The organism is Devosia geojensis, from assembly GCF_000969415.1.
GTDB classification, from domain to species: domain Bacteria; phylum Pseudomonadota; class Alphaproteobacteria; order Rhizobiales; family Devosiaceae; genus Devosia; species Devosia geojensis.
The window spans coordinates 46,075-67,814 of the sequence record NZ_JZEX01000124.1 but is presented as its reverse complement, the minus strand read 5'-3'; the positions used below and the strand labels follow the sequence as shown (position 1 = coordinate 67,814).

The 21,740-nt window shown below is 66.5% G+C and carries 23 protein-coding genes and 1 tRNA gene; 19 read left to right on the top strand and 5 right to left on the bottom strand.

The window, feature by feature from the left end; genetic code table 11:
* Positions 1–23: 23 nt before the first annotated feature.
* The 8 genes from VE25_RS14790 (at position 24) to VE25_RS14755 (ending at position 6,629) form a co-directional block, all read left to right on the top strand.
* Complete coding sequence (locus VE25_RS14790) at positions 24–1,529, top strand: sugar ABC transporter ATP-binding protein (protein WP_046109406.1); 1,506 nt, start codon at positions 24–26, stop codon at positions 1,527–1,529.
* A 16-nt stretch (positions 1,530–1,545) separates the two neighbouring features.
* Positions 1,546–2,550, top strand: coding sequence for an ABC transporter permease (locus VE25_RS14785; RefSeq protein ID WP_046109405.1), 1,005 nt, complete (start codon positions 1,546–1,548; stop codon positions 2,548–2,550).
* Positions 2,551–2,563: 13 nt separating this feature from the next.
* Complete coding sequence (lra1, locus tag VE25_RS14780; protein WP_046109404.1) at positions 2,564–3,346, top strand: L-rhamnose 1-dehydrogenase Lra1; 783 nt, start codon at positions 2,564–2,566, stop codon at positions 3,344–3,346.
* Between the two features lie 9 nt (positions 3,347–3,355).
* Positions 3,356–3,673, top strand: coding sequence for an L-rhamnose mutarotase (gene rhaM, locus VE25_RS14775; protein ID WP_046109403.1), 318 nt, complete (start codon positions 3,356–3,358; stop codon positions 3,671–3,673).
* Between the two features lie 9 nt (positions 3,674–3,682).
* A complete protein-coding gene (gene rhmD / locus VE25_RS14770) occupies positions 3,683–4,864 on the top strand; it encodes an L-rhamnonate dehydratase (RefSeq protein WP_046109402.1) in 1,182 nt (393 codons plus the stop codon).
* A 73-nt stretch (positions 4,865–4,937) separates the two neighbouring features.
* Positions 4,938–5,684, top strand: coding sequence for an SDR family NAD(P)-dependent oxidoreductase (locus tag VE25_RS14765; RefSeq protein WP_046109401.1), 747 nt, complete (start codon positions 4,938–4,940; stop codon positions 5,682–5,684).
* A gap of 79 nt (positions 5,685–5,763) precedes the next feature.
* Positions 5,764–6,069, top strand: coding sequence for a hypothetical protein (locus VE25_RS14760; protein ID WP_152664634.1), 306 nt, complete (start codon positions 5,764–5,766; stop codon positions 6,067–6,069).
* A gap of 110 nt (positions 6,070–6,179) precedes the next feature.
* The gene (locus tag VE25_RS14755) at positions 6,180–6,629 is read left to right on the top strand and encodes a DoxX family protein (RefSeq protein WP_046109399.1); all 450 of its coding nucleotides are present in this window, start codon (positions 6,180–6,182) and stop codon (positions 6,627–6,629) included.
* 126 nt (positions 6,630–6,755) lie between these two features.
* On the opposite strand, the gene VE25_RS14750 is transcribed toward VE25_RS14755, so the two are convergent.
* Together VE25_RS14750 and VE25_RS14745 are read right to left on the bottom strand one after the other, a co-directional pair.
* Positions 6,756–6,831: transfer RNA gene (locus VE25_RS14750), tRNA-Ala, on the bottom strand.
* 58 nt (positions 6,832–6,889) lie between these two features.
* Entirely contained in the window at positions 6,890–7,915 is a 1,026-nt protein-coding gene (locus VE25_RS14745; protein WP_046109398.1) for an NAD-dependent epimerase/dehydratase family protein, read from the bottom strand.
* Between the two features lie 71 nt (positions 7,916–7,986).
* Here VE25_RS14745 and VE25_RS21935 point away from each other — a divergent pair, with 71 nt between their 5' ends.
* Positions 7,987–8,553, top strand: a complete 567-nt coding sequence (locus VE25_RS21935; protein WP_052731992.1) for a TetR/AcrR family transcriptional regulator — start codon at positions 7,987–7,989, stop codon at positions 8,551–8,553.
* A gap of 100 nt (positions 8,554–8,653) precedes the next feature.
* Here VE25_RS21935 and VE25_RS14735 read toward each other — a convergent pair whose 3' ends face one another.
* Complete coding sequence (locus VE25_RS14735) at positions 8,654–9,460, bottom strand: siderophore-interacting protein (protein ID WP_046109397.1); 807 nt, start codon at positions 9,458–9,460, stop codon at positions 8,654–8,656.
* 153 nt (positions 9,461–9,613) lie between these two features.
* Here VE25_RS14735 and VE25_RS14730 point away from each other — a divergent pair, with 153 nt between their 5' ends.
* Positions 9,614–10,135 (top strand): HPP family protein, encoded by a 522-nt coding sequence (locus tag VE25_RS14730; RefSeq protein WP_046109396.1) that lies wholly within the window; start codon positions 9,614–9,616, stop codon positions 10,133–10,135.
* Between the two features lie 18 nt (positions 10,136–10,153).
* Here VE25_RS14730 and VE25_RS14725 read toward each other — a convergent pair whose 3' ends face one another.
* Positions 10,154–11,476 carry an NAD(P)H-dependent oxidoreductase gene (locus tag VE25_RS14725; protein WP_046109395.1) on the bottom strand — a complete coding sequence of 441 codons (1,323 nt, stop codon included), beginning with the start codon at positions 11,474–11,476 and terminating at the stop codon, positions 10,154–10,156.
* 136 nt (positions 11,477–11,612) lie between these two features.
* Between VE25_RS14725 and VE25_RS14720 the strand changes: the two genes are divergently transcribed.
* The 4 genes from VE25_RS14720 to VE25_RS14705 are packed head-to-tail and all read left to right on the top strand — an operon-like array spanning position 11,613 to position 15,182.
* On the top strand, positions 11,613–11,948 hold the full coding sequence (locus VE25_RS14720) for an STAS domain-containing protein (protein WP_046109394.1): 336 nt from the start codon (positions 11,613–11,615) through the stop codon (positions 11,946–11,948).
* Positions 11,945–12,313 (top strand): response regulator, encoded by a 369-nt coding sequence (locus VE25_RS14715; protein ID WP_046109393.1) that lies wholly within the window; start codon positions 11,945–11,947, stop codon positions 12,311–12,313. The genes VE25_RS14720 and VE25_RS14715 overlap by 4 nt, the downstream gene beginning before the upstream one ends.
* Before the next feature lie 53 nt (positions 12,314–12,366).
* Positions 12,367–14,643, top strand: a complete 2,277-nt coding sequence (locus VE25_RS14710) for a chemotaxis protein CheA (protein WP_046109392.1) — start codon at positions 12,367–12,369, stop codon at positions 14,641–14,643.
* 50 nt (positions 14,644–14,693) lie between these two features.
* On the top strand, positions 14,694–15,182 hold the full coding sequence (locus VE25_RS14705) for a chemotaxis protein CheW (RefSeq protein WP_046109391.1): 489 nt from the start codon (positions 14,694–14,696) through the stop codon (positions 15,180–15,182).
* A 68-nt stretch (positions 15,183–15,250) separates the two neighbouring features.
* On the opposite strand, the gene VE25_RS14700 is transcribed toward VE25_RS14705, so the two are convergent.
* Complete coding sequence (locus VE25_RS14700) at positions 15,251–15,604, bottom strand: hypothetical protein (protein WP_046109390.1); 354 nt, start codon at positions 15,602–15,604, stop codon at positions 15,251–15,253.
* 164 nt (positions 15,605–15,768) lie between these two features.
* On the opposite strand from VE25_RS14700, the gene VE25_RS14695 reads away from it, so the two are divergent.
* The 5 genes from VE25_RS14695 to VE25_RS23400 all read left to right on the top strand — a co-directional run bounded on the left by VE25_RS14695 (position 15,769) and on the right by VE25_RS23400 (position 21,622).
* On the top strand, positions 15,769–16,359 hold the full coding sequence (locus tag VE25_RS14695; RefSeq protein ID WP_046109389.1) for a hypothetical protein: 591 nt from the start codon (positions 15,769–15,771) through the stop codon (positions 16,357–16,359).
* A 212-nt stretch (positions 16,360–16,571) separates the two neighbouring features.
* Complete coding sequence (locus VE25_RS14690; protein WP_046109388.1) at positions 16,572–17,420, top strand: CheR family methyltransferase; 849 nt, start codon at positions 16,572–16,574, stop codon at positions 17,418–17,420.
* Positions 17,417–18,463, top strand: a complete 1,047-nt coding sequence (locus VE25_RS14685) for a protein-glutamate methylesterase/protein-glutamine glutaminase (protein WP_046109387.1) — start codon at positions 17,417–17,419, stop codon at positions 18,461–18,463. Before VE25_RS14690 ends, VE25_RS14685 begins: the two co-directional genes overlap by 4 nt.
* Before the next feature lie 119 nt (positions 18,464–18,582).
* Positions 18,583–18,972 (top strand): response regulator, encoded by a 390-nt coding sequence (locus tag VE25_RS14680; RefSeq protein WP_046109386.1) that lies wholly within the window; start codon positions 18,583–18,585, stop codon positions 18,970–18,972.
* Between the two features lie 193 nt (positions 18,973–19,165).
* Positions 19,166–21,622 carry a methyl-accepting chemotaxis protein gene (locus VE25_RS23400; protein ID WP_052731991.1) on the top strand — a complete coding sequence of 819 codons (2,457 nt, stop codon included), beginning with the start codon at positions 19,166–19,168 and terminating at the stop codon, positions 21,620–21,622.
* Positions 21,623–21,740 lie beyond the last annotated feature (118 nt).

The following is a 21,740-nucleotide window of genomic DNA, read 5'->3' as shown; positions in this document are numbered from 1 at the left end:
GATTTCTGATTGGACGCAAGAGCATGCCCGGAACGCGTATCCTCGACATGAGCGGCATCGGCAAGGCCTTCGGCGGCGTGCCGGTGCTCGCCGACGTCGCGTTCCACCTCGATGCCGGCGAGGTGGTGGCGCTGCTCGGCGCCAACGGCGCGGGCAAGTCGACGTTGATGAAGATCCTTTCGGGCAATTATACGCGCGATGCCGGCACCGTCGTCGTCAACGGACGCACCCATGCGCTGCGCACGCCCGCCGACGCGCTGGCGCTCGGCATCCGCATGCTGCCGCAGGAGCTCTCGGTCTTTGCGGACCTGATGGTTGCCGAAAACATCATGATCGGCGGCCTGCCGGTCAAAGGCGCGCATGTCGACCGGCGCGCGATGACGGAGCGGGCGCAGGCGCTGCTCAAGCGTATGGGGCTCGATTGGCTCTCGCCCGGCACTCGCATGGGCAGCCTCTCGCACCACGTGCAGCGGCTCGTCGAGATCGCCCGGGCGCTCAACGGGGACGCGCGCGTCCTCATCATGGACGAGCCCACCGCATCGCTCGCCGCCGACGAGGTGGACATGCTCTTTTCCATCATCCGGCGGCTGCAGGCCGAGGGCATCTCGGTCATCTACATCTCGCACTACCTGAAGGAAGTGTTCGCCATCTCCGGGCGGATCGTCGTGCTGCGCGACGGGCGCAATGCCGGCGATTTCGTCACGGGCAATACCAATGTCGACGAGGTGCTGCACGCCATCGTCGGCAACCGGGTCGGCGACCTCTATCCGCCTTTCGCGCAGGGCGTCGAGGGGGCGCAGGACGTCGTTGCCGTCACCGGCCTCACGGTTCCCGGCTGGCTGCGCGACGTCGATTTTTCCGTCAAGCGCGGCACCATCACCGGCGTCCACGGGCTCGTCGGTTCGGGCGTCGAGATGATCGGGCGGGCGCTCTTCGGCGCGGCCCCGCGGGCAGAGGCGCGCAGCGTTGCCATCGGCGGAGAGCCCTACCGCATATCGACGCCGGGCAGGGCCGTGGCGGCGGGGCTGGGGCTGGTGGCCGCCGAGCGCAAGCGCGAGGGAATCGTCGCGATGCTCAGCCTGCGCGAGAACATGTCAGTCGCCAACATGCCGCTCTTTACCCACGGGCTCCACGTCGACAGGACGAAGGAGGCGCGCACCGTCGGCGAGTGGATCAAGCGGCTCTCCATCCGCGCGCGCGACGCCGAACAGCCGATCGGCACGCTTTCGGGCGGCAACCAGCAGAAGGTGTGCCTTGCCCGCTGGCTCCTGGGCGACCTCAAGGCGCTGATTCTCGAGGAGCCGACGCGCGGCGTCGACGTCGGTGCACGCCAGGAGATCTACCGGCAGATCCGCCAGTTGGCCGACGAGGGCCTGGCGATCCTCCTCATCTCCTCGGACGCCGAGGAAGTGGCGGGGCTCGCCGACCGCTCCGTCGCGCTCGCCTCCGGCGTCGTGACGCAGACTTTCGAGCAGCCGACCAGCGCCTCGGCACTGATGAGCGCGGCGAGCAAATCCGCCGCTGCCTGACAGGGATTTTGTGAAGATGAGCCAGACCTCCACCCTTCCCGCCGGCACCCCTGCCGCTAAACGGCCGATACGGGCGCTTCTGGGCCACCCGTTTGCGGGGGTGGCTATGCTGCTGGTCTTCTACCTCCTGCTGATCGCGGCGTTCTCGGCGCTTTCGCCGTTCTTCCTCACGGTCAAGAACCTGCTTTCCATCGGCTCCAACATGGCCTTCATCGGCCTGATGGCGGCGGCGGGCACGCCGCTGATCGTCGCCGGCGGGCTCGATCTCTCGGTTGCGGCGGTGGCGGGCATATCCGGGGTGGTCGTCGCGCTCTGCTATGCGGCGGGCATCGACATCTGGGCGGCCTGCCTCATCGCCGTCGCGGCGGGCGGGCTGATCGGCGCGGGCAACGGGGCGCTGACCAACGGCTTGAAGCTCAATCCGTTCATCGTGACGCTCGGCACCATGTCGATCATCACCGGCGCCTCGCTGGTCCTCACCGGCGGGCTGACGCAGCCGCTGATGATCGAGGGCTTCAACTGGATCGGCTCCGGCCGCATCGGCGGCTCGGGCGGCGTGCCGGTACCGCTGATCATCATGCTTGTCGCCTTCGTCCTCATCTGGTGGATGATGGCTTTTACCCCCTTCGGCCGCTACATCTACGCCTCAGGCGGCAATCCGGAAGCCTCGCGCATGCTCGGCATCCCGGTCGACCGCACGCAGGTCACGCTCTACATCCTCTCGGGCATTTCCGGGGCCATCGCCGGCATCATCGTTGCGGCGATGCTGGGGGCGGCGGCGCCGGACTCAGTCGGCAAGCACCTCCTGACGGTCATCGCCGCCATCATCCTCGGCGGCACCTCGCTCTTTGGCGGGCGCGGGTCGGTATGGGGCACGCTGCTTGCCGTCCTCATCCTCGGCACCCTCAACAACGGGCTGACGCTGATGAACGTCTCGAGCTTCTGGCAGGACGTGACCAAGGGCGCGGTGCTGCTGCTGGCGGTCGGTCTCGACCAGCTGCGCGTGCGCTCGCAGGCCTGAAAGGGGGAACGCCATGCTGCTCGAGGGCAAGCGCGCAATCGTCACCGGAGGCTCGCGCGGTATCGGGCGGGGCATCTGCCTCGAATTCGCCCGGCAGGGGGCGGACGTGGTCGTCAACTACTATGCCGGGGCCGACAAGGGCTTTGCCCGCGATACCGCGGCCGACGAGGTGGTGGCCGAGATCGAGGCGCTGGGGCGCCGGGCCATAGCCGTCGAGGGCGATATCGCCGATCCGCAGGTCAGCACGGCCCTCGTCGAGGCTGCGATCGACGCATTCGGCGGCGTCGACGTGCTCGCCTCCAACGCCGGCATCTGCCCGTTCCACGCGTTCCTCGACATGCCCGCGGAGCTCTTCAAGCAGGTCGTCGACGTCAATCTCGGCGGCGCCTTCTTTGCCGTGCAGGCGGCGGCCAACCGGATGAACGCGCAGGGAACGGGCGGAGCGATCGTTGCCACCTCCTCGATCTCGGCGCTGGTCGGCGGGGCGCTGCAGACGCACTACACGCCCACGAAGGCCGGCGTCCATTCGCTGATGCAGTCGGCGGCCATCGCGCTCGGGCCCTACGGCATTCGCTGCAATTCGGTGATGCCGGGGGCCATCGCCACCGACATCAACAAGGACGACTGGTCGGACCCCAAAAAGCGCGACTATCTCGACAAGCGCATCCCGCTCGGCCGGTTCGGCGAGCCCGAGGACGTTGCCAGGGTCGTGGCGTTCCTTGCGTCCGACATGGCCGCCTATGTCACGGGCGCCGCGCTCCTCGTCGACGGCGGCCTTTTCGTCAACCTGCAATAGGAGGGCGCCATGCCCGAACGCATCGCCTTCCGCATGAAGGTCCACCCCGGCAGGATCGCCGAGTACAAGAAGCGCCACGACGAGATCTGGCCAGACCTTGCCCAAGCGCTGCGCGACGCGGGCGTCTCCGACTATTCCATCTGGCACGATCCGGAAACGGACTACCTCTTCGCCACACTGGTGCGCGCCGACGATCACACCATGGCGAGCCTGCCCAGGACCGACGCCAACAGGCGCTGGTGGGCGTTCATGGCCGACATCATGGACTACAACGACGACGGCACGCCCACCGTCGTCGACCTCAAGCAAGTCTTCCACCTGCCGTAACGAGCGCTGATGCCCAAGGATTTCATCATCACGGGCGTGCGCGTCCATCTCGTCGAGAGCGAGGGGAACGGCGGCGACTATTTCCAGCAGGGCCGCGGGCACTGGCTGATCGATACGCTCATCGCCAACCCGATGTCGGGGTACCCCCGCTGGAAGGCATCGCGCCAGTCCTGGGGCATCGGGGTGCTCGGCTCGATCGTCGTCGAGATCGAGACCGCATCGGGCGTCACGGGGGTGGCGACGGGCTTTGGCGGGCCGCCGGCGGCCTGGCTCGTCGTCCACCACTTTACCCGCTTCCTCCTCGGCGAGGATGCGCGCAACGTGGCTAAAATCTGGGACCAGCTCTTCCGCGCCTCGATGCCCTACGGGCGCAAAGGGCTGCCCATCGCCACCATCTCGGTCGTCGACCTGGCGCTCTGGGACCTCCTCGGCAAGATGCGCGAGGAGCCGGTCTACAACCTCATCGGCGGACGCTGCCATGAAGAGATCGCCTTCTACTGCACCGGGCCGGCGCCCGATGCGGTCAAGGCGCTGGGCTTCTGGGGCGCCAAGGTGCCGCTGCCGCACGGGCCGGGCGACGGGGAGGCGGGGCTGCGGCAGAACGTCGACTTCCTCGCCGGTCACCGCGCGGCGCTCGGGCCCGGCTATCCGCTGATGGTCGACTGCTACATGTCGCTCACCGTGCCCTACGCCATCCGCCTCGCCGAGGCGGCGCGCGACCTCGACATCTACTGGTGGGAGGAGGTGCTCCACCCGGACGACGTCGAGGGCTACCGGCTTTTGAAGCAGGCGCATCCGACGCTCAAATGGACGACCGGCGAGCACGAATACACCCGCTACGGCTTCCGCCGCCTCATCGAGGAGCGCACCGTCGACATCCTGCAGCCGGACGTGATGTGGGTTGGGGGCCTGACTGCGCTCCTGCAGATCGCGGCGCAGGCGGCGGCCTACGATATTCCGGTCATCCCGCACGGGTCGGGACCCTATTCCTACCATTTCATCATGAGCCAGCCAGGCCCGGCGCTCTGCGAATACGTGGCGGCGAGTCCCGACGGGCGTTCGATCCGGCCGATCTTCGGCGCTCTCTTTTCCGGCGAGGACCTGCCGCGGGAGGGCAGGCTCAAGCTTAGTCCGGCACCCGGCTTCGGCATGGAGATCGCCGACAGGGCACTGCTCAAGCCTTTCAGCTAGACCGCGCCGCGCATGCCGGACATTCTGGCCACCTTCGAGTCGTTCATTTACAGCATCTTTCGGACAGCACCCCATGAACCAGATCGACCTCAACGGCCAGGCGACCGTCATCACCGGCGGCGCGCAGGGCATTGGCTTCGCCATCGCCCGCCGGCTCATCGCCTCGGGCGCGCGGGTCACCCTCTGGGACATGAACGCCGAACTTCTCGCAAGTGCCGCGCGTGAACTGGGCGAGGCCGCCTCGGCGGTCACCGTCGACATCACCGACTATGCGGCGGTGGAAGCGGCCGTTGCCGAGACGGAGCGGCGGCTGGGGCGCATCGACATCCTCGTCCACTCGGCCGGCATCGCCGGCAAGAACGCGCCGCTCGACGAATACGAGCTCGACGAGTGGCGCCGGGTCATCGACATCGACCTCAACGGCGCCTTCCACGTCAACCGGGCGGTGCTGCCGGGGATGAAGGCGCGCAATTACGGGCGGATCGTCAACATCGCCTCGATCGCGGGCAAGGAAGGCAATCCCAACGCCTCGGCCTATGCGGCGGCCAAGGCCGGCGTCATCGGCATGACCAAGGCCGTCGGCAAGGAATGCGCCAAATACGACATCGCCATCAACGCCATCACCCCCGCGACCGCCAAGACCCGCATCCTCGAGGAACTGAAGCCGGAGTTCATCGACTACATGCTCTCGCGCATCCCGCGCGGGCGGTTCCTCGAGGTCGAGGAGGCGGCCAACATGGTCGCCTGGCTGGTCTCGAAAGAGAACAGCTTCACCACCGCCTCGGTCTTCGACCTTTCGGGGGGACGCGCGACGTACTGACCGACCTGACACAGTCGTGTTCGCCGGGCGCTTGTGCGCCCGTCCGGCCCGCACTAGTTTCGCCCGCGTGACGAGATTGGTGCGTATCGTTCTCCTGATTCTGATGACGGCGAGCTTCGCCGTGCCGTCGCATGCCCTGGCGCCAGTCGACGTCACCTGTCCCTCCCAGCAGCCGGTGAAAGCCTGCCCCGATGTCGGCGGCGGGTATGCCGGCATTCTCTTTTCGGCTGAAACCTCCTGCTCGGGACAGGCGGTCATCGTGAGCTGCGGGATGATTCCGAACAGGACCGCCGCCGCGATCCACCCGCACCCCGTTGCGAGCGATCGTCTCGAGGGACTTGCCGGCGGCGGCATCGAGCGGCCTCCGAGGGCCCTGGCGTCATAGTCGCCCATAATCAGGGCAAACTTCCCCCGAACATCCTCAGAATTTTGCCGCATCGCTGCGAAGCGCGGACGCGTCTGCGGCGCCGTTTGCGGCACACAGGAACTCAAGACATGTCAGATATCACCGATACCCGCGTTCCCGAACGCATCCCCGCTATCGGGCGCATCTATTCGGCGCTCGACGTGCCGGCGGAGACCATTCTCCGCATCGTCTGCGGCATCGCCCTTGTCACCCACGGCTTCCCGAAGATCCTCGATCCGTTCGGCGCGATCGGCATGGTCGAGGGGCTGGGCTTCTATCCGGGCGTCTTCTGGTCCCCGCTCCTTGCCGCCACCGAATTCTTCGGAGGCATCCTGCTCGCGATCGGCCTTTTGACCCGACCGGCCGCATTCGCAACCACGATCGTCCTTCTCGTCACGGTCTGGTTCCATTGGATCACGATGGAGCAGGGCTATGCGGGGGCCGAGAAATCGATCCTCTGGGCCGCGATCACTTTCTTCTTCATTGTGCGCGGCGCCAACCGGCAGAGCGTCGATCACCTTCTCGGCCGGCAATTCTGACCGGAAAGCAGGGGAGGCGCCGGCCTGGCGCTTCCCGCACCTGCGGTGTAGAGGCGCAGCGTGCATACGCGCGCTCACACGGCGGCAAGAGGCGACCTTATGCGGAAGTTCGTGGAAGGGTCGGAATGGTGGAGCTGAGGGGAATCGAACCCCTGACCTCATCATTGCGAACGATGCGCTCTCCCAACTGAGCTACAGCCCCGCTCCGATGCAGCGGGTAATAGCGAAAACTTTGCGGCGAGAACAGCCCCTTTTTTCGCTCAGATGAGCTTGTGGGCCACGAGGCTCCTGACGCTCGCGCCGATGGCCTCGCGCGCCGGAATGAGCGGGTGGCCGAGAAGGGCGACGGCTTCGCGCGAATCGAGGCGCTTGAGGATGCCGAGTTCACCCAGGTTCCCGCTCACGTCGGCATCGAAGAGGCCATAGATGCGCACCAGCCAGTCGGGCATGGTCCAGCGGGTTATCTTTTTTGCTCGCTCCGGGTCGGAGGCGGCGCGGGCGGCGTCGGCGATCTCACCGAGGAACATGGTGCGGTCGCCTATCGGGAAGCGCCGGCCGCCGGCTTCGGGCGCCTCCATGGCTCTGACGTGGAGCTCGGCGACGTCGCGCACGTCGACGATGGTCAGCGGGATGCGCGGGGCCGCCGGGGTCGAGCCGTCATAGAGGCGCACGAGCAGGGCGGCGGAGGTGCCGGGATCCTCGTCGAGCAGGGGGCCCAGGATAGCGCTGGGATTGACGGCGGCGAGGTCCTTCTCGCGGCCGGCGGCACGCATCAGCTCCCAGGCGCGACGCTCGGCGCGGGTTTTGGATTCGATATAGGCGTTGACGGTCCGGCTCTCGAGGTTTGTCCAGTCGCTTGAGGTGAAGGGTGCTGTGCGGTCCTTGTCGTGGCCATAGGCAATGGCGGCCATGGACGAGGTGAGGACGACGCGTTCGACATTCGCGGCGAGGGCAGCATTGATCGCCCGCTCGGTGCCGGCGATGGCGGGGCCGACGAGCTCCATGCGGTCCCTGGGCATCTGGATGACAAAGGGCGAGGCAGTGTGCTGGAGGTATCGGCAACCCTCGGCCGCCTCGCGCCAGCCCTCGTCGCGGGTCAGGTCCAGCTCGACGAATTCCAGCCGGCCGACATCGGCGCCCTGACGGGCCAGCGTGTCGCGCACCTTGCCCGCCCGGTCGAGCTTGCGCACACTGCCGCGTACGACATAGCCGACCTCGAGGAGCTTGAGAGCAAGATGGCCGGCGAGAAAGCCTGAGATGCCGGTGAGGAGGACGCGATCGGGCATGGGAATGGTTCCTTGCAGTTGAACGATATATACGATAATCGTTCAGTTAGTTCAATGTAGCGGGAGACGGCATGGCGAACCTGGATCGGACGGGAGAAAAGCGCGAGCGGATCGTCGAAGCTGCCCGCGAACTCTTCCTGCGGCAGGGTCTGCGCGGCACGACCATGGAAGCGATCGCACGCGCCGCGGGTATCGCCAAACCGACGCTCTATGCCCAGTTCTCCGACAAGCACGCCGTGTTCGGCGCCATTCTCGAGCGGCTTGTCGTGGCCAAGATCGCAGCCTTCGAGGCGGGCATCGCGGGCGAGGAGCCGGTGGCCGAGCGGGTCGGCAGGGCGATCGCCGATATGTACAGGGTGCTTGGCGGCGTGCTCGACGGGTCGGTGCATGCCGACGAGCTCTTTCAGGCGCACAAGCAGGCAGCCGGACTTTTCGCGCAGGCCGACGCGCGGATCGCGGCGCGGTTGGCGGCGGAACTTGAGGCGGCCGGTATTGCCGATGCACGGCACCTGGCGCGCCTGCTGCTCGACGCAAGCTACGGGCTCGCCAGCAAGACCATCGGACGGGAAACGCGCGATGCCGACATCCGCCTGCTTGCCGAGCGGGTTATCGGACCTGCGCTCAACCGAAATCGCTAGAGCATGCCCCGTTATGATTGAATCAGAACGGGAGCGATAAGGTTTATCTTTGTCGCGTTTTCGGACCGGAAAAGTGGTGTCCACTTTTCCCGAAACTGCTCTAGTGGGGTTCGCGCGCGTCGGCGACGCCGAGGCGCCAATAGCCCGCCGCTTTCACCCATTCCGGATTGAAGCCGCGTGTCTCGACGAGATGTTTCTTCAACGCGCGCGACATGTCGGCTTCGCCAGCGATGAAGGCGTAGGCGTCGCCGTGCGGCAGGTCCATGCGACCGACCGCCGCTTCGATGAGCCGGGTAGTGCCAGCCTCGGCGCCGTTGCGGTGCACCCAGGTGAGGGTGAGATCGGCGGGGCTCGCCAGATCCTGCTCCTCTGCCGCATCGGCAACCTCGATGACGACGATAGCCCTGGCACCCGCCGGCAGCTCGGCGAGGCGCCGGGCGATGGCGGGAAGCGCCGTCTCGTCGCCGGCCAGAAGGTACCAGTCGAAGGTCAGCGGTACGATGGCTGAGCCGCGCGGGCCGGCGACGACGAGCTTCTGGCCGAGCCGCGCCTGTGCCGCCCAGCTCGAGGCAGGGCCATCGCCGTGCAGCACGAAGTCGAGATCGAGCGTCAAGCGCTCGGGATCGAAATTGCGGGGTGTGTAGTCGCGCATCTGCGGCCGCTCGCCGTCCGGAAAGCGTACGCCGTCAGGTCCGGTTTCGGGGATGACCGGCGCGTCCGGATCCGGCGAGAAGAAGACCTTGACGTGATCATCGTAGCCGGGACTGACAAAGCCCTCCAGCGCCGGTCCGGCAAGAGTCACCCGCCGCATCAGCGGCGTGATGTCGGTGACGGAAACGACGTCGAGCACCCGCACGCGGATCTCGTGGCGCTGGCGCACAATGGCGCGGTCGGCAATAACGGTCATGATTTAAATCCTGAATTCTGAATTCAGGATTTAGCGGATGGGTGGGATGCGATCAAGGAGCCGGCCGGGCTAAAGTTTGTCCTTGTCGGCAGTGTTCAGAAGGGTCGCGACTTGCTATGGGCTCCCCGCAGATCCGAGTCGCCCGCCCACATCATGCTGTCCAGAGCCACCCGCTACCTCGCCCGTCACGAACCGCGCACCGACTGGCGGTTGCATATCAAATCGAGCGCAGGCGCGTTCCTCGGCGTGTTGGTCGTCGGCGGGCTTTCCGCCTGGTCCGGGTTGCCGCTGCTCATTGCCCCGCTCGGGCCGACGGCGCTGCTGATGTTCGCTCAACCCGAGATCGCCCCGTCGCAGCCGGTGGCGATCTTTGCTGGTTATTTCCTCGGCGCGACGTTTGCCAGCATCATGGAAGTCGCCTTTCCGGGGTCCTGGTGGGCGGCGGTCCTGGCGGTCGGGCTCGTCATGCTCACCATGCTGATGCTGCGGGTGACGCACCCCCCGGCGGCTGCCGTGCCGCTCGTCGTCTATTCCAGCCCCATTGCGCCGCAGGTGCTGTTCCTGGTCATGCTCACGGCCTGCGTGGTGCTGACGGGCCTCGCTCTCGCCTGGCACCGTATTCCCCCGAGGGTGGGATATCCGCGCTGGTCTCCCGCCGAGCCGGAGACGCCATAGCGTTTGTCGAAACCGCCGTCAGGCTGCCGGAAGGCCGAACATCTGGTCCTGGCGCTGGCGCAGGGCATGGAGGCGGGTGGAAGTGTCCGGTTCGGCGTTGGCGCGGGTCAGCAGCTCGCCCTTGCGGACTGGCGCCTTAACCCGCCCACCTTCGAGGAGGCCCACGGGAATGGCGTTGGCGGCACGCGCCTCGCCGATGGTCATCGTCCACGAGCGGTAGCAGGTCTCCCCGATCGCATCGAGCGGTTCACCGGCTGCAAGGTCGCGCTTGGCGACGGCGCAGACCTCGGCGACGGGCGTGGGCAGCGGCACCATGTCCGGCTTGCCGTAGAGCATGATGCGCGCGCAGGTCAGCGGCACCTCGAGGCTCGTCAGGTGGTAGGGGCGGAAGAACGCATAGTAGGGCCCGTGGCCGATATGCAGATCGTCCATGCGCTCGATGATGCGCGGATGCTCGGCCTTGGCAATGACGAAGACGCCCGGCGCCACGCCCTTGCCGATGGTGTAGTCGACGACGCCCATGCGATCGAGGATGCCGCCGTCCGCCTTCGGGATCAGGACCTTGGCCATGTCGTCGCGGTCGGTCCTGGGGCCGTGCATGCCGGGCACGTCGGGCACGAGGCCGGTGGCGTTGGCGATGGCGGCCATCTCGACCATGGTCTTGGAGCCGTCGACGAACTCGACGAGCATGCGCGGGTTCATATTGCGCCGCTCGGCCTCCTCCCGGTATTCGTCCGGCACGGCGTCGTGGCGCAGGGGATTGTTCTTGCCTTTGCCGGCGGCGACGATCGGCAGACCTAGGGCCGAGACGAACTCGATCAATTCCATGCACGAGGACGGCTCGTCACCGGCTCCAACGGTGTAGACGACGCCGAGGCGATCAGCCTCCTTCTTCAAGTATGGGCCGATGGTCACGTCCGCCTCGACGTTCATCATCACCACGTGCTTGCCGTGCTCCATGGCGAGGAGGTCGTAGTCGGCCGCGACCCCGGGCTTGCCGGTCGCGTCGATGACGATGTCGAGCTCGGGGATGGTGACGAGCGTTTCGGCGCTGGTGATGGCGATCCTGCCGTCGCCGATGGCGGCGCTGGCCTTGGCCGGCGTCTCGGCTTCCCTGCCGCGGCTGTCGTCGCCATAGGCGATGCGGATGGCGTCGAGCGCCGTATGCGGGCGGCGGGTGGCGATGGCGGCGACCTCGATGCCCTTCATCAGAGACCCTTGTGTCACGAGGTCGGTGCCCATTTCGCCCGAGCCGATGACGCCGACCCTGATCGTCCTGCCGCTATCGGCCCGAGCGGCCAGATCGCGGGCAAGTCCGGTAAGGGTGACATTGGAAGGCATGGAATGTCTCTTTTGAGGATCGCGGCTCACTACCACCGGGCGGGCCGCAAGGAAACCACCGCTAAGCGCTTTAACGCGCAAACCCCCGCATCGCCGCGCCTCAGCGGTTCTGCTTAGCACTTCTTAAAGAGTTGGCGTGGAAACTGCCGACGGGGAAAATCTCCCGGGGGCTCCCTTCGTCATGGCCAGAACAGCCAGCAAACGCATCGTGCTGCCCGCAGTGGTCGATCTCGATTCACTCGACGGCATCCGCGACAGTCTCATCGACGCGCTCGAGGTGGGCGCCGTCAGTGTGGAGGCGGGCGCGGTCGAACGCGTGGCGACCAATGCGCTCTTCATGCTGATGAGCGCGGCTGAGACCGCAAGGCAGCACAGTTTCGCGTTTTCCATCGAGACCCCGAGCGCTGCCATGCTCGCGGCCGTTGACCGGCTGGGCCTCGACGGACACTTTCAAGGAATGATCAGACGATGACCGGCTTGCGTGTTCTCACTGTCGACGATTCCCGCACGATCCTGGCCATGCTCCACCATACGCTCTCGAACGCCGGGTTCGAGGTGCTGCAGGCCGAGGACGGCAAGCAGGGCCTCGAGGTCCTCGAGAGCCAGGACGTCGACGTCGTCATCACCGACATCAACATGCCGGTGATGGACGGAATCGAATTCATCAGGAACGTGCGGGCCTCCGGCCAGCACCAGAGCCTGCCGATCCTGATCCTCACCACCGAGACCAGCCAGGACAAGCGCGACCAGGGCAAGGCCGCGGGCGGCACCGGCTGGATCGTCAAGCCGTTCGATCCGGAAAAGCTCATCAGCGTCATACACCGCGTGGTGCACTGAGCGCGGCTCCCAGCCGCGATCCACAAACCAGAAGGTTTGGGTAGACGAGAAGAATGAGCGAACTCGACGACTTCAAGGCCACCTATTTCGACGAATGCACCGAGCTCCTGACCGAGCTCGAGGAGCAGTTCGCCGCCATCGAGGCGGGCGAGCGCGACGCCGATCGGCTGAATGCCGTGTTCCGCGCCATCCATTCGATCAAGGGCGGGGCCGGCGCCTTCGGATTTACCGGCCTTGTCGGGTTCGCCCATGCCTACGAGACGCTGCTCGACCATGTGCGCGACGGGCGCGTGGAGATGAGCGACGACGTGGTGGCGCTGTCGATCCGCGCCAACGACATCGTGGCCGACCACGTCAACGCGGCGCGGTCCGGGGAGGCGTTGCCGGCCGACTACGGCGCCCACGAGAAAAGCCGGTTCGATGCCCTTTGCCGGGGCGAGGCGGTGGATGCCGATGCAGACGGCGAGCCGGTCGAGGAGTTCGACATCGAATTCACGCCCGTGCGCGTCGACATCGGGGCTGTCCCGGCCGACGACGCCTTCGAGGCGCCGCCCTTTTCGGCGCCCGCCGGGCATTGGGAGATCCGCTTCGCGCCACACCAGGCGCTCTATGCGCGAGCCAACGATCCGCTGCTGCTGCTGCGCGAGCTTGCCGCGCTCGGCGAGGTGAGCGTGCGCGCGGTTGTGCGCGATATCCCGGTGCTCGCCGATTTCGAACCGTTCGGCGTCTACTGCACCTGGGAGATCAGCCTCGTAGCGCCCGGCATTACGCAGGGGCAGATCCGCGAGGTGTTCGAGTTCGTCGAAGGCGACTGCGACATTTCCATCGTCGAGCTCGGGGCGGATGCATCCGCCGCGCAGCCGGCGCCGGCTGCAGAGGCTCTGCCGGAACCGCTCCCGGCCGAACCCGACTTCCTCAGCCTAGCCGAAGACGAGATCGGCGCGATCGGCGTCAGCGCGCTGGCGGGCAGCGCCGGAGAGGCCGGGCCGGAGGGCGATGCCTTTGCCGATTCTCCCGTGCCGAGCTTTGCCGAGCTTGCCGAGGCGATCAAGCCGGCGGTGGCTGCGGAAGCGGCGCCCGCTCCGCAGCCCATGGCGCCTGCCGCTGCGCCCGCGAGCGCTCCGCCCGATGACGGCGAGCGGCGTGGTGGCGGCGTGCAGTCGATCCGCGTCGACCTCGACAAGGTCGACCGCGTGGTCAACATGGTGGGCGAACTCGTCATCACGCAATCCATGTTGACCCAGCAGATGGACGAGACTTTGCGCGCCCGCTACACCGAGCTGGTGCGTGGCCTCGAGGTGCTCGCCCAGACGACGCGGGGCCTGCAGGATTCGGTCATGGCCATCCGCGCTCAGCCGGTCAAATCGGTCTTCTCGCGCATGCCGCGCCTGGTGCGCGAGCTCGCGGTCAAGACCGGCAAGAAGATCCGGCTCGAGACGATCGGCGAGAATACCGAGATCGACAAGACGGTCATCGAGCAGCTTTCCGACCCCCTGACGCACATGATCCGCAACTCGGCCGACCATGGCATCGAGACGCCGGAGAGGCGCCTGGCCGCCGGCAAGTCCGAGACGGGCACCATCCGCCTCTCGGCCGAGCAGGCGGGCGGCAACATCCTCATCGTCATCGAGGACGACGGGGCCGGGATCAACCGCGAGAAGGTGCTGCAGCTGGCGCGCAACAAGGCGCTGGTGGCCGCCGACGTGCAGCCGACCGATGAGCAGATCGACCAGCTGATCTTCGCGCCGGGCTTCTCGACGGCGGAGGCCGTCAGCGACATTTCCGGGCGTGGCGTCGGCATGGACGTCGTCCTCTCCAACATCAAGAAGATCGGCGGCTCGGTGCATGTGCGCTCGTGGCCGGGCCGGGGCACGCGCATGACGCTGCGCCTGCCGCTGACCCTCGCCGTTCTCGACGTGATGCTGGTCCGGGTTTCGGAGAGCCCCTATGTGGTGCCGCTCTCCTCGATCGTCGAAACCATCCAGTGCTCGCGCGCGCCATTCGAGCGCGTGCCCTCGGGCGGCAAGGTGCTGCAGGTGCGGGGCGAATACGTGCCCGTCATCGACCTCGCCCAGCGCTTCGGCATGCCGACGCAAGCGGACCCGGAGAGCCGCATGGTGGTGCTCTGCGAGGCCGAGGGCGGCTCCAAGGTCGCGCTCATCGTCGACGACATCATCGGCCAGCAGCAGGTGGTTATCAAATCGCTCGAGGAGAACTTCGAGCAGGTGGAAGGTATCGCCGGCGGCACGATCCTCGGCGACGGCAACGTTGCGCTCATCGTCGACGTGCAGGGTCTCAAGTCCACCATCCATCACAAGAATGCGGCCTAGCGGCCGCGATGTCAGCAGTGCCGTCCAGAAGGGCGGAGAAAGGCCAGAAAATGGAAGTCCTCGGCATCCGTGACGATGTCATCGACAAGGCGGCCGTCGCCGCTCACAACTCCCTCCAGCTCATCGCGTTCTCGATCGGCGAGCAGACTTATGGAGTCGAAATCACCACGGTGCGCGAGATCCGCGCCTGGAACGGTGCAACGCCTCTGCCCAACACGCGTGAATATGTACGCGGAGTGATCAATCTTCGCGGCACAATCGTGCCGATTTTTGATCTTCGTGCACGGTTCGGCGACGGACAGACCTCGCCGACCAAGAACCACGTCGTCGTGGTCATGAGCGTCGGCGACAAGTGGGTCGGCATCCTCGTCGATGCGGTCAGCGACATCCTCACCGTGTCGCGCGACGACATCCATGCGGTGCCCGAGGGCAACTCGATCGACACCGAGCTCCTCAACGGCATCGTCACCCATGAGGGGCGCATGGTCGGGCTCATCGACCTGCATTCGATTGTCGCGGGCAGCAAGCTCGACGGCTAGAAATTCACTCAGCGGAAAACGAAAGGGCGCCCAGCGGCGCCCTTTTTTCAATCGGTCCTGAAGCCGGCTCAGAAGAGCTCGGCTTCCCCGTGGCGGGAGTGGGCAGCGATGCCCGAGAGGGCGGGCACGCGCAGTTCGTCGAGGGTGAGGCTCGACCAGATCTCGTCATAAACGGCGTCCGGTGCGGTCGGCGGCAGCAGGGCGAACTGGCGCACCGCCAGCGCCAGGTTCTGGCAGCGCTGCTCGATGCGATCCTGGCCTTGAAGGGCGACGACGATCATCTCGATGGCCTGCTTGCGCGCCGCACCGGCGTTGACGTCCTCGTCGGCGAGCACCGCAAGCGCATCGGCGATGCCCTCGAGCATCACGGCGGTCTGGCGCGCCGTCTCGTCAAGTTCACGTGCAAGCTTTTGTAGCGACATATCCGTTCCCGAGCCCCATATAGACCTCCACCTTATGGCTCCACTTTCTAAAGCACTTCTTGCCGTCGGGCGCCGTTGCCGCGACCGGCGCGAGCTTGGTTAGCAATTCACTAACCCGTTACCCCTAGAGTGCTCATAAGTTCGGTGAGGTTACGAATTCCCCCATGGTTTCCGCGAAGTCTCTGCCGCCCGAATTCGATCGCGGCGTCGTCACCACCGTGCATCAAGGCGACTGCTACGTATCGGACGACAGGGATCTCACCTATTCCACCGTCCTCGGGTCCTGCATCTCGGCGTGCGTGCGCGACCGGGTGGCCAATGTCGGGGGGATGAATCACTTCCTTCTCGCCGAACAGTCCGGCTCGGCGCGGGATCGCTACGGCGCGTCGGCGCGGTACGGGGCCTTCGCCATGGAGCAGCTCATCAACAAGGTGCTGACGGGCGGAACGGGCAAGAAGGCCAACCTCGAGATCAAGGTGTTCGGCGGCGGCAAGATCAACGCGTCGCTCGACGATGTCGGAGCCAAGAACATCGAGTTCGTGCGCGAGTTCCTGACGGCTGAAGGCTATGCGCTTGCCAGCGAAGACCTGGGCGGCACGTTCGCGCGCCGGGTGCTGTTCAAGCCGCATTCGGGGCGCGCCTTCGTCAAGCGGCTCGAATCCTCCGAGAACGCCAGCATCGCCCGGCGCGAGCTGGTGGTGGCGCGCCGCGGTCCCGCTCCGAAGCCTGCGGCTGACGATATCGAGCTTTTCTGAGCATTTCCGTTCTGATGGGCTCAGAGCGGATGCCCCAAGCTTGCTTTGTCGCGCTTTCGAACCGGAAAAGCGGTGTCCACTTTCCTGAAAACGCTCGCTGCCGGGCGCGGCTCGTTTACGCAAAATAAGCGAAGAAACCGCCAGTATCGGACCAATCCGCCGCATCGGCGGAACGGGCGGGCAGAAGGCCCGCCGGCAACCGGGGGCGGCAGATGGATCAAGGGGAATTCTCCCTCAGCGAGCGCGATTTCGCGCGGGTGAAGGCCAGGGTCTACGCGGTGGCCGGCATATCGCTGAGCGATGCCAAGCGTACGCTCGTCGTCTCGCGCCTCTCCAAGGTCATCCGGGCGCTGGGGCTCAAGAGCTTCTCGGACTATCTCGACTATCTCGAGAGCGCCGCCATGCCCGAGGACGCACAGAACTTCGTCAACGCCCTGACCACCAACCTCACGCGCTTCTATCGCGAGGACCACCACTTCGAGCACTTGCGCGGCTATGTCGGACGGCTGATCGCCGAGCGGCCGCGCGGGCAGCGGCTACGCATCTGGTCGGCCGGCTGCTCGACGGGCCAGGAGCCCTATACGATCGCGGTCGATCTCCTGGCCGCCTATCCCGAACTGAAGCGCTGGGACTTCAAGGTTCTGGCCACCGACATCGACACGGCGGTGATCGGGAAGGCCGCGCGCGGCGTCTATCCGGAATCAGAGCTTTCGGGATTGTCCGCCGAGCGGACGGCCCTCTTCGAGCGGCCGGGCGACGGCAACATCCGGATTCCGGCGGCCGCGCGCGAGCTCGTCGCGTTCAAGCCGCTCAACCTCATTGCAGGCACGTGGCCGATGAAGGGACCGTTCGATGCGGTCTTCTGCCGGAACGTCGCCATCTATTTCGATAAGCCGACGCAGGGCGAGCTCTTCCGCCGGCTCGCCGGCATGCTCGCCGACGATGCCTTCCTCTACATCGGGCACTCGGAAAACCTGGGGTCGGGCGCCGACGGCTTCCGGCTCGTCGGCAAGACCATCTACCAGTTCAAGGCGGCTCAGACCAAGCGGGTGGCAGCATGAGCATCAGGGTCCTGGTCGTCGACGATTCGGCGCTGATCCGCGAGGTGCTGTCGCGCACGCTGGTGCGCGAGGGCGACATCAGCGTGGTCGGCACTGCCGCCGACCCGATCGAGGCGCGCGAGAAGATCAGGACGCTCGATCCCGATGTCGTCACCCTCGACATCGAGATGCCCAACATGAACGGGCTCGCCTTCCTCGACAAGCTGATGCGCCTGCGCCCGACGCCGGTGGTCATGGTCTCGACGCTGACGCGCAAGGGCGCCAGCGAGACGCTGCTCGCCCTCGAGCTCGGGGCGGTCGACTTCGTCGCCAAGCCCGGCGCCGACCTTTCGGGCGGCATAGAAGCGTTCGCGGCGGCTCTGCGCGACAAGGTGCGCGCGGCGGCGCGCTCGGACGTGCGCGGGCGCGCCGAGCGGGTCGAAGTGCCCAAGGTTGCCGTGCGCACCGCCGCCGCGCCCGAAGGGGCAGTCATTGCCATCGGCGCCTCGACCGGGGGAGTCGAAGCCATCCGCACCGTGCTCTCGGGCATGCCGGCCGACTGTCCGCCAATCCTCATCGCCCAGCACATGCCGGCGGGTTTTACCGCGCGCTTTGCCGCGCGGCTCGACGAGCTTTCCACCATCACCGTCCTCGAGGCCGAGGACAGGCTGGCGCTGAAGGCCGGGCACGCCTATGTGGCGCGCGGCGACTATCACCTGCGTGTCGAGCGTTCCTCGGGGCAATTGAAATGCCGGCTCTCGCATGACGATCTGGCCTCCGGCCACCGGCCGAGCGTCGACGTGCTGTTTGAATCCGTCGCCAGGACCGTCGGACCGCTCGCGGTCGGCGCGATCCTGACCGGCATGGGGCGGGACGGGGCGCGGGGGTTAAAGCTCATGCGCGATGCGGGCGCCTATACGGTCGGGCAGAGCCAGGCCTCGGCGCTGGTCTATGGCATGCCGCGCGTCGCCTTCGAGGAAGGCGCAGTCGTCGAGCAGGCCCCGGTCGAGGCGATCGCAGCGCGGCTCGCCAACGCGCTCTCGCGCCTCAAAAGCGCGGCCTGAAAACCCTAATCGCACCAGCGCAATGCGGCCAGTGCGATTGAGAAAACAGTAATGGATTTGGTCTTAAGTTGGCCGCCAATACCGGACCGGATGTCCGGGTGCGTTAAAGGTGAGCAAGAATGCCGAAAGCTAGCGCAGTCAGCGTTCTGATCGTTGACGATCAGCAGTCGATGCGGGGGATCTGCAAGTACATCCTGACCCAGCTCGGCTTCAAGGACATCATCGAGGCCAAGAGCGGGCGCGACGCGCTCGGCAAGCTCGAAAAGGGCAATGTCGACCTCATCATATCCGACTGGAACATGGAAGACATCGACGGGCTGACGCTCCTCAAGGTCATCCGCAAGCACCCGCGCACCCAGGCGATGCCGTTCATCATGGCCACCGGCCGCTCCGACAAGGAGCAGGTCAAGGAAGCCATCTCGCACGGGGTCAACAACTACATCATCAAGCCGTTCGACGCTTCGACCATGAAGAAGCGCATCGAGGCGGTGATCGGCGCGCTTTCGTAGACGTTCCGGAGAACGGGGCACGGATTTCTGCGTAAGAAGAAATTAATAGCCCGACCCCTAGAGTGCCCGGACTATCGAATCGACTTTCTGAGGGGGAAGGGTCGACGCGCGGGGCGGCAGGAGCGGCCCCCTTCGAGGAATCATCCGGCACCGGCGAGGCGCGCGGCTCTTCAGCAGAAGCTGGAGCGCTCGAATGAAATTTCTGCCTGCATTGAGGATAGCCCAGAAGCTGCCGCTGGCGCTGATCGGCTCGGCGCTGCTGGTGAGCGCGGGCGTCGGCGTTTCGAGCTATTTCATCGGCTCGTCCATCGTGGTCGATCTCTCGCGCCGGCAGATCGAGACGGTCGCCCAGCACCGCGCGGCAACCCTCGAGGAGTATTTCGCCGACCTCAAGCAAAGGCTTCTCGATCTGGCTGGGGCGGAAGCGACGCAAACGGCGGCGCGCGACATGGCGCTCGCCTGGGAGCAGTTCGAGGGCGACCCTCGGGCCGAATTGCGGGCCGCCTATGTCGACGGCAACCCCCATGAAGGGTTCGCGCGCATGGACCTCAACGAGCCGGCCGGAGCCAAGCGCTCCTACTATGATTTCACCCATACGCGCGTCCATCCGCAACTGCGCCAGCAACTGCACACGGCTGGCTTTGCCGATCTCTACATCGTCGACCTCAACGGCAACCTCGTCTATTCGGTCGGCAAGCAAGACGATCTCGCCACGAACCTCGCGGCCGGTGGCGATGGAGCGGGGACGGCCTTCGGCGCCGTCTTCCAGGCCGCCGCCGCGATGACCGAGGGCGGGCGGATCGCCTTTGCCGATTTCTCCGCCTATGCGCCCTGGGCCAATGCGCCGGCGAGTTTTCTTGCAACCCCGATCTTCAACAACCGCGGGCGGCCCGTGGCCGTCCTTGCCGCGTCCGTCTCGAGCCAGGCGCTCAACCGGCTTCTCGCCGGTGGGGACGAGCTCGGCGAGACGGGTGAATCCTTCGTCGTCGGCGCCGATTTCCGCATGCGCTCGGATTCCGCCTTTTCCGAGCAGCCGGACGAACTGGCGACGCCGTATCGCAATCCGATGGTCGAGGCGGCGCTCGCAGGCGCCGAGGGTTTCGGCACTACCTCCGACTATCGCGGCATCGAGATGATCGTCACCGCCGAGCCGGTCTCGTTCGAGGGCGTCAACTGGGCGGTGGTCACCGCCATCGGCGCGGACGAAGCCTATGCGCCGGTCACGCGCATGCGCGACATGATGCTGATCGTCGGCGGCGCGCTGCTCGCGGCCGCCGCCCTTGCCGGGCTCTTCTTTGCCCGCTCGATCAGCCGGCCGATCGCCCGCCTCACCGGGGTCATGGAGGAGCTGGCCGATGGCAGGCTCGACGTCGAGGTTCCGGGCACCCGCCGGCGCGACGAGGTCGGAGCCATGGCCCGCACGGTCGAAGTCTTCCGTGAAAACGGGCAGCGGATCGCGCAGATGAGCGAGGCCGAGGCGGTGCGCGTTCTCAAGGCCCAGGAAGAGCGGGGCGAGATGATGCAGGCGCTGCAGCGCGCCTTCGGCGAGGTGGTCGACGCGGCGGTCGCCGGCGATTTCACCCGCCGGGTCGCGGCCGAGTTCCCAGATGCCGAGCTCAACGCGCTCGCCGCCTCGGTCAACGCGCTGGTCGAGACCGTCGAGCGGGGCATCGACGAGACGGGCGACGTGCTTGCAGCGCTCGCCGATACGGATCTTACGGCACGCATGCGGGGTGACCACCGGGGCGCGTTCGCGCGGCTGAAGGCCGATACCAATGCGCTCGCCGACAAGCTTGCCGACGTCGTCGGCCAGTTGAAGGACACCTCCGGCGCGCTGAAGCAGGCGACCGGGGAAATCCTCTCGGGCGCCAATGACCTCTCCGAGCGCACCACACGCCAGGCCGCCACCATCGAGGAGACATCGGCGGCCATGGAGCAGCTCGCCGCCACCGTCCTCGAGAATGCCGGCAAGGCGCGCGAGGCGAGCGACGCGGCCGAGGGCGCGACCCACACGGCCGAGGAAGGCGGCGAGGTGATGCAGAAGGCGACGCTCGCCATGGAACGGATCAGCGGGTCCTCGGCCCGCATCTCCTCGATCATCGGCATGATCGACGACATCGCCTTCCAGACGAACCTCCTGGCGCTCAATGCCTCTGTCGAGGCGGCGCGCGCCGGCGAGGCCGGCAAGGGCTTCGCGGTCGTCGCCGTCGAGGTGCGCCGCCTCGCCCAATCGGCGGCGGAGGCTTCCGCCGAGGTCAAGGCGCTGATCGAGCAGTCCGCCGAAGAGGTGAGGGGCGGCTCGCGGCTCGTTTCCGACGCGGCGAGCCGGCTGGAGGCGATGCTCATGGCGGCGCGTGCCGCGCACGGACTGATGGCCGGCATCGCCAGGGCCAGCCGCGAGCAGGCCTCGGCCATCGAGGAGGTCAACGCCGCCGTGCGGCAGATGGACGAGATGACCCAGCACAACGCCGCCCTCGTCGAGGAAACCAACGCTGCCATCGAGCAGACCGAAGCGCAGGCATCCGAGCTCGACCGCATCGTCGACATCTTCACCCTCGAGGCGACTGACGATTTGGCCGCCGCCGAAACGGCGCCGGCTTACGGCATCGACGGCAATCTGGCGCTCGCCCGCCACTGGGCGCGGTCGTGAGGGGCGCGCCACTAACATTCGCTTAAACTCAACTTGCTAGGTTCACCGCCGAAGCCGGGGCAGGAGCCCCTTGAAAATCGGCCTGAAAGAAGCCCTGGGGGACATTCGATGCTGGCTA